5 protein-coding genes are annotated in these 6,341 nt (G+C 54.8%); 4 read left to right on the plus strand and 1 reads right to left on the minus strand.

Annotated features, from left to right (window positions below):
• Window positions 1–58: 58 nt before the first annotated feature.
• Window positions 59–1,243: a NupC/NupG family nucleoside CNT transporter gene (locus LDK53_RS18385; protein WP_047958246.1), complete on the minus strand. Its 1,185-nt coding sequence runs from the start codon at window positions 1,241–1,243 to the stop codon at window positions 59–61.
• 251 nt (window positions 1,244–1,494) lie between these two features.
• Here LDK53_RS18385 and efeU point away from each other — a divergent pair, with 251 nt between their 5' ends.
• The 4 genes from efeU to phoH all read left to right on the plus strand — a co-directional run bounded on the left by efeU (window position 1,495) and on the right by phoH (window position 6,074).
• A complete protein-coding gene (gene efeU, locus LDK53_RS18390; protein WP_225287776.1) occupies window positions 1,495–2,328 on the plus strand; it encodes an iron uptake transporter permease EfeU in 834 nt (277 codons plus the stop codon).
• Window positions 2,329–2,368: 40 nt separating this feature from the next.
• On the plus strand, window positions 2,369–3,496 hold the full coding sequence (efeO, locus tag LDK53_RS18395) for an iron uptake system protein EfeO (RefSeq protein ID WP_025755867.1): 1,128 nt from the start codon (window positions 2,369–2,371) through the stop codon (window positions 3,494–3,496).
• Window positions 3,497–3,501: 5 nt separating this feature from the next.
• Window positions 3,502–4,785 (plus strand): iron uptake transporter deferrochelatase/peroxidase subunit, encoded by a 1,284-nt coding sequence (gene efeB, locus LDK53_RS18400; RefSeq protein WP_225287777.1) that lies wholly within the window; start codon window positions 3,502–3,504, stop codon window positions 4,783–4,785.
• A gap of 500 nt (window positions 4,786–5,285) precedes the next feature.
• A complete protein-coding gene (phoH, locus tag LDK53_RS18405) occupies window positions 5,286–6,074 on the plus strand; it encodes a phosphate starvation-inducible protein PhoH (protein ID WP_024908976.1) in 789 nt (262 codons plus the stop codon).
• Window positions 6,075–6,341 lie beyond the last annotated feature (267 nt).

A 6,341-nucleotide genomic window follows, 5' to 3' on the forward strand; every position in this document is an offset into this window, starting at 1 on the left:
ATAACCCGCCGTTGTTGTACCGTAGGCCGGGATCGCTGCGCGTCACCCGGCAAAAAAATTACAACACCAACCCCGCAAAGCTCGCCGACAGCAAACTCACCAGCGTCGCGCCGTAGACCAGACGCAGACCGAAACGCGACACCACGTTCCCCTGCTGCTCGTTCAGGCCCTTGATCGCGCCCGCCACGATGCCGATGGAGGCAAAGTTCGCAAACGACACCAGGAAGACGGATAAAATCCCCAGCCCGCGCGGGGACATCTGATGCGCGATTTTTTGCAGCTCAATCATCGCCACAAATTCATTCGCCACCAGTTTGGTTGCCATAATACTGCCCGCGTTTAAGGCGTCACTGAGCGGAATCCCCACCAGCCACGCCAGGGGATAAAATACATACCCCAGGATCTGCTGGAAGCTCATGCCAAATACGCTGGAGAAGAGGGCGTTAACGGCGCTAATAAGGGCGATAAAGCCGATCAGCATAGCCAGAATAATCATCGCCACTTTAAAACCGGCCAGAATATATTCGCCGAGCATCTCGAAGAAACTCTGGGATTCATGCAGTTTTTCGAGCTTAACCTCCGGCTCCGCTTCCGGGCGCGCCGGGTTGATGACCGAGAGAATAATAAAGGTGCTGAACATGTTGAGAATCAGCGCCGCGACGACATATTTGGCGTCGAGCATGGTCATATAGGCGCCGACAATCGACAGGGAGACCGTCGACATGGCCGTGGCCGCCATGGTGAACAGACGACGAGAAGAGAGATCGCCCAGCACGCCTTTGTAGGCAATGAAGTTTTCAGACTGACCGAGGATCAGCGAACTCACCGCGTTAAAGGATTCCAGCTTGCCCATACCGTTCAGTTTGGACAGCAGCGTGCCAATCACCCGAATAAAAATCGGCAGAATGCGCCAGTGCTGAAGAATACCAATCAGCGCGGAAATAAAAATAATCGGGCAAAGCACGCCGAGGAAAATGAACGCCAGCCCTTTTTCCCCCATTCCGCCAAAGACGAAATTGGTGCCTTCGCCGGCAAATTTGAGCAGTGACTCAAAAAATCCGGAGACGTATTTAATCAGGAATAACCCGCTTTCGGCATGCAGGAAAAAGAACGCCAGCGCAATTTCAATAACAATCAGCTGTAAAACAAAACGAAGGCGAATTTTTCGGCGGTCAAAACTCGTAAGCCAGGCCAGCGCAAGAATAATCACCAGCGCCAGCAGGAAATGGACAATTTTAAACATGGTTTATTTTCAGTTAGGTTGCGAGGCGGATATTTAGCCACAGCCCTGAATCAGCGTAAATGGGCATTTTCGTTATAACTTATAAACCTGAACGTTACGTACGTCATTATTATCAGGCTTTGCGTTTACAACTCGTCATCAAAACAGCGTACATTTCGCTTGTGTTTCTTTTCGCGGTAATGATAATCACTATCACAAGAATTTACCTTTCTTTGCATCAGTTGACCGCGATAAACATTTAAGGTGTCGGCATGTTTGTTCCATTTCTCATTATGTTACGTGAAGGGCTCGAAGCTGCCCTCATCGTTAGCCTCATCGCCAGTTATCTGAAGCGAACCCAGCGTGGGCGCTGGATTGGCGTGATGTGGGTCGGGGTTTTCCTTGCCGCGGCGCTCTGTCTGGGCCTGGGTATCCTTATTAACGAAACCACCGGGGAGTTCCCGCAGAAAGAGCAGGAGCTGTTTGAAGGTATCGTCGCTGTGATTGCGGTGGTGATCCTCACCTGGATGGTGTTCTGGATGCGTAAAGTCTCGCGTAACGTGAAGGTGCAGCTGGAACAGGCGGTGGATAACGCGCTGCAAAAGGGCAATAACCACGGCTGGGCGCTGATCATGATGGTCTTTTTCGCCGTCGCGCGTGAAGGGCTGGAGTCGGTTTTCTTCCTGCTGGCGGCATTCCAGCAGGATGTGGGGATCTGGCCACCGGTAGGCGCCTTGCTGGGCCTTGCCACCGCCGTGGTGCTCGGTTTCCTGCTCTACTGGGGCGGTATTCGCCTTAACCTGGGCGCCTTCTTCAAGTGGACCAGCCTGTTTATTCTGCTGGTGGCGGCGGGGCTGGCGGCGGGGGCAATTCGCGCCTTCCATGAAGCAGGGCTGTGGAACCATTTCCAGGACGTGGCGTTTGACCTTAGCAACGTTCTCTCCACGCACTCGCTTACCGGCACCCTGCTCGAAGGTATCTTCGGTTACCAGGAAACGCCGAGCGTCAGCGAAGTGGCGATGTACTTTATTTATCTGGTTCCGGCGCTGGTGCTGTTTGCTCTGCCGCCGCGCACCGGCACGCAGGCGTCGCGCGTTACGTCATAATTTTGGTTTTAGTTACAACATACTTTTAAAGGGAAGAGTCATGGCAATTCAGTTCCGTCGTAGTGCGTTATGCGCAGGCATTGCCGCGCTGTTCGCTTCTGCATTCTCCGCCTGGGGCGCGGATGTTCCTCAGGTTAAAGTGACCGTCAATGACAAACAGTGTGAGCCGATGACGCTCACGGTGAACAGCGGCAAAACCCAGTTCATTATTCAGAACCACAGCCAGAAAGCGCTGGAGTGGGAGATCCTGAAAGGGGTTCTGGTGGTGGAAGAGCGCGAAAACATCGCCCCTGGCTTCAGCCAGAAGATGACCGCTAACCTGCAGCCGGGCGAATATGAGATGACCTGCGGCCTGCTGACCAACCCGAAAGGAAAGCTCATCGTCAAAGGTGAAGCAACGGCCGATGCGGCGAAAGGCGCTGCGGTGCTGAGCCTGGGTGAGGCCATTACCGCGTATAAAGCGTATGTCACAAAAGAGACGGCGGACCTGGCGGCAGCAACCAAAGCCTTTACCGATGCGGTGAAAGCCGGTGACATCGAAAAAGCGAAATCCCTCTATGCGCCGACCCGTCAGCACTACGAGCGTATCGAACCGATTGCCGAGCTGTTCTCCGATCTGGATGGCAGCATTGATGCCCGCGAAGATGATTTCGAGCAGAAAGCCGCCGATCCAAAATTCACCGGTTTCCACCGTCTGGAGAAGGCCCTGTTCGGCGATAACACCACCAAAGGGATGGAGAAGTATGCCGACCAGCTGAACAGCGACGTGCTGGAGCTGCAAAAGCGCATCAGCGAGCTGGCCTTCCCGCCGTCAAAAGTGGTGGGCGGTGCGGCCGGTTTGATTGAAGAAGTGGCCGCGAGCAAAATCAGCGGTGAAGAGGACCGCTACAGCCATACCGATCTGTGGGACTTCCAGGCTAACGTCGACGGCGCGCAGAAAATTGTTAACCTGCTGCGTCCTCAGCTGCAGAAAGAGAACGGCGAACTGCTGGCGAAAGTGGACGCCAACTTCAAAAAGGTCGACACCATTCTGGCGAAGTACCGTACCAAAGACGGTTTTGAAACTTACGACAAGCTGACCGATGCCGACCGTAACGCGCTGAAAGGCCCGATTACCGCCCTGGCGGAAGATCTCTCCCTGCTGCGCGGCGTACTGGGTCTGGACTAAGCACCATGAATAAGCATAACGAGAACGACGTGGCTGAGCCTTCCCGTCGTCGGTTGTTAAAAGGGGTCGGGGCGCTGGGTGGCGCCTTTGCCCTGGCAGGCGGCTGTCCGGTGGCGCATGCGGCGAAACCGCAAAGCGCACCCGGCACGCTGCCACCCAATGCCCGCATGGAGACGCAGCCGTTTTATGGCGAGCATCAGTCTGGCATTCTGACTCCACAGCAGGCTTCCATGATGCTGGTGGCCTTTGATTCGCTGGCCAGCGATAAAGCTGACCTGGAGCGTCTGTTCCGCCTGCTGACCACGCGCATCGCGTTTCTCACGGCGGGGGGACCGGCTCCCGACACGCCGAACCCGCGGCTGCCGCCCATGGACTCCGGTATTCTGGGGCCGTTTATCGCCCCGGATAACCTGACCATTACCGTTTCGCTCGGGGAATCGCTGTTTGATGCGCGCTACGGGCTGGCAAAACAGAAGCCGAAAGCGCTGCAAAAAATGACGCGTTTCCCTAATGACTCGCTCGATGCCGCCCTCTGCCACGGCGATCTGCTCCTGCAGATTTGCGCCAATACGCAGGACACGGTGATCCACGCCCTGCGCGACATCATCAAGCACACGCCGGATCTGCTCAGCGTGCGCTGGAAGCGGGAAGGGTTTATCTCAGACCATGCCGCCCGCAGCAAAGGCAAGGAGACGCCTGTCAACCTGCTGGGCTTTAAGGACGGCACGGCTAACCCGGACAGCCAAAATGGTGCGCTGATGAAAGAGGTGGTGTGGGTTACTGCCGATCAGGGCGAGCCGGCATGGGCGGTCGGCGGAAGTTACCAGGCGGTGCGAATTATTCAGTTCCACGTCGAGTTCTGGGACCGTACGCCGCTCAAAGAGCAGCAGACGATCTTTGGTCGCGATAAGCAAAGCGGGGCGCCGCTCGGCATGAAGAATGAGCATGACGTCCCCGACTACACCAGCGATCCGAATGGCGATGTGATTGCGCTTGACAGCCATATTCGTCTGGCCAACCCGCGCACCAAAGAGACGCAGTCGAGTCTGATGATGCGCCGGGGATACAGCTACTCGCTCGGCGTGACCAACTCCGGTCAGCTCGATATGGGGCTGCTGTTCGTCTGCTACCAGCACGATCTCGAGAAGGGGTTCCTGACGGTACAGAAGCGCTTAAACGGCGAAGCGCTGGAAGAGTACATTAAACCTATCGGCGGCGGCTATTTCTTTGCTCTGCCAGGCGTGCGCGACAGCAACGCGTATCTCGCTCAGGGTCTTATTGAAGCCTGATAATTGTCCCCGCAACCGTTCGCGGGGACATTATTTTTTCATATGACTATCCTGCTGTTATATTTCTGTAATATTTCTGTATGAGACTGATTTCCACTGTAGGGACAGTCCTAAAAGTTGCATTCAGGTAAAATAAATGTTGCATTTATGATAACTCCTGATGTACTTAAGATAAGACAGCGGTAGTTCCCGGCAGTGATGCTGAATCACTATGGAGATCGCGAATGGTTGCGTCCTGTACTGGACAAGGTAAACATAACAACCGCAGCACCCGGCGCGGAGGCTCAGACTCCGGCAGCGATTTCCTCACCACTAAATTCTCCCCCATCCCTCAAGAATCTGATTCGACCGACGTGCAGAACGGTGCGCGTAGCTGTTCCGTATCGTCATCCGATAAAGCAAGCAATGGCTTACAAGGAAGCCAACCCTCTGATGTTCGTGCGCATAATCGTGCCGAAGCTGGCGCGTGTGATGAATACCAACAACTCAAGGTGCTATCCATGGGAAGACAAAAAGCAGTGATCAAAGCTCGTCGCGAAGCAAAACGTGTGCTGAGACGGGATTCACGTAGCCATAAACAGCGTGAAGAAGAATCGGTCACCTCGCTTGTGCAGATGAGTGGCGTAGAAGCAATTGGCATGGCCCGTGACAGCCGTGATAATTCTCCAATTGTGGCGCGCAATGAGGCTCAGGCGCACTACCTGAATGCTATCGAGAGTAAACAGCTCATCTTTGCAACCGGTGAAGCCGGATGCGGGAAAACCTGGATCAGTGCGGCCAAAGCGGCGGAAGCGCTGATCCATAAGGACGTGGAAAGAATCATTGTTACCCGTCCGGTACTGCAGGCTGATGAAGATCTCGGATTCTTACCCGGAGATATTTCGGAGAAGTTTGCCCCGTACTTCAGGCCCGTCTATGACGTGCTGGTGAAACGTCTGGGCGCATCCTTTATGCAGTACTGCCTGCGACCAGAGATTGGCAAGGTGGAAATCGCGCCGTTCGCCTATATGCGCGGACGTACATTTGAAAATGCGGTCGTCATTCTTGACGAGGCTCAGAACGTGACCGCTGCGCAAATGAAGATGTTTTTAACGCGCCTCGGGGAGAACGTGACGGTTATCGTTAACGGCGATATTACCCAGTGTGACCTGCCATCCGGCGTGAAATCCGGATTAAGCGACGCCATGTCACGTTTTGAGGAAGATGAGATGATTGGGGTGGTACGCTTTACCAAAGAGGATTGCGTGCGCTCGGCGCTCTGTCAGCGGACGCTGCAAGCCTATTACTGAGTTTGCTGTTGTGTTCAAGGCCCGGGAAACCGGGCTTTGTTTTTTGTGCGGCCATGATGTCGGGTGGCGCTGCGCTTACCCGACCTACAAACCCCATATCGTAGGCCTGGTAAGCGTAGCGCCACCAGGCATGAAGCGTGCAGGGAGTGATAAGGTTCGAATCTCCTGGCTCCGATCCAAAAGAAAAAAGCCCGTACTTTCGTACGAGCTCTCATCTTAAATATGGCGGTGAGGGGGGGATTCGAACCCCCGATACGTTGCCGTATA

Source organism: Enterobacter sp. K16B (genome assembly GCF_020216105.1).
GTDB classification, from domain to species: domain Bacteria; phylum Pseudomonadota; class Gammaproteobacteria; order Enterobacterales; family Enterobacteriaceae; genus Enterobacter; species Enterobacter sichuanensis.

Bases quoted from the DNA above. Each gene is read 5' to 3' on its own strand.
- LDK53_RS18385 (WP_047958246.1), bottom strand. From the start codon at position 1,243: ATGTTTAAAATTGTCCATTTCCTGCTGGCGCTGGTGATTATTCTTGCG.
- efeU (WP_225287776.1), top strand. From the start codon at position 1,495: ATGTTTGTTCCATTTCTCATTATGTTACGTGAAGGGCTCGAAGCTGCC.
- efeO (WP_025755867.1), top strand. From the start codon at position 2,369: ATGGCAATTCAGTTCCGTCGTAGTGCGTTATGCGCAGGCATTGCCGCG.
- efeB (WP_225287777.1), top strand. From the start codon at position 3,502: ATGAATAAGCATAACGAGAACGACGTGGCTGAGCCTTCCCGTCGTCGG.
- phoH (WP_024908976.1), top strand. From the start codon at position 5,286: ATGGGAAGACAAAAAGCAGTGATCAAAGCTCGTCGCGAAGCAAAACGT.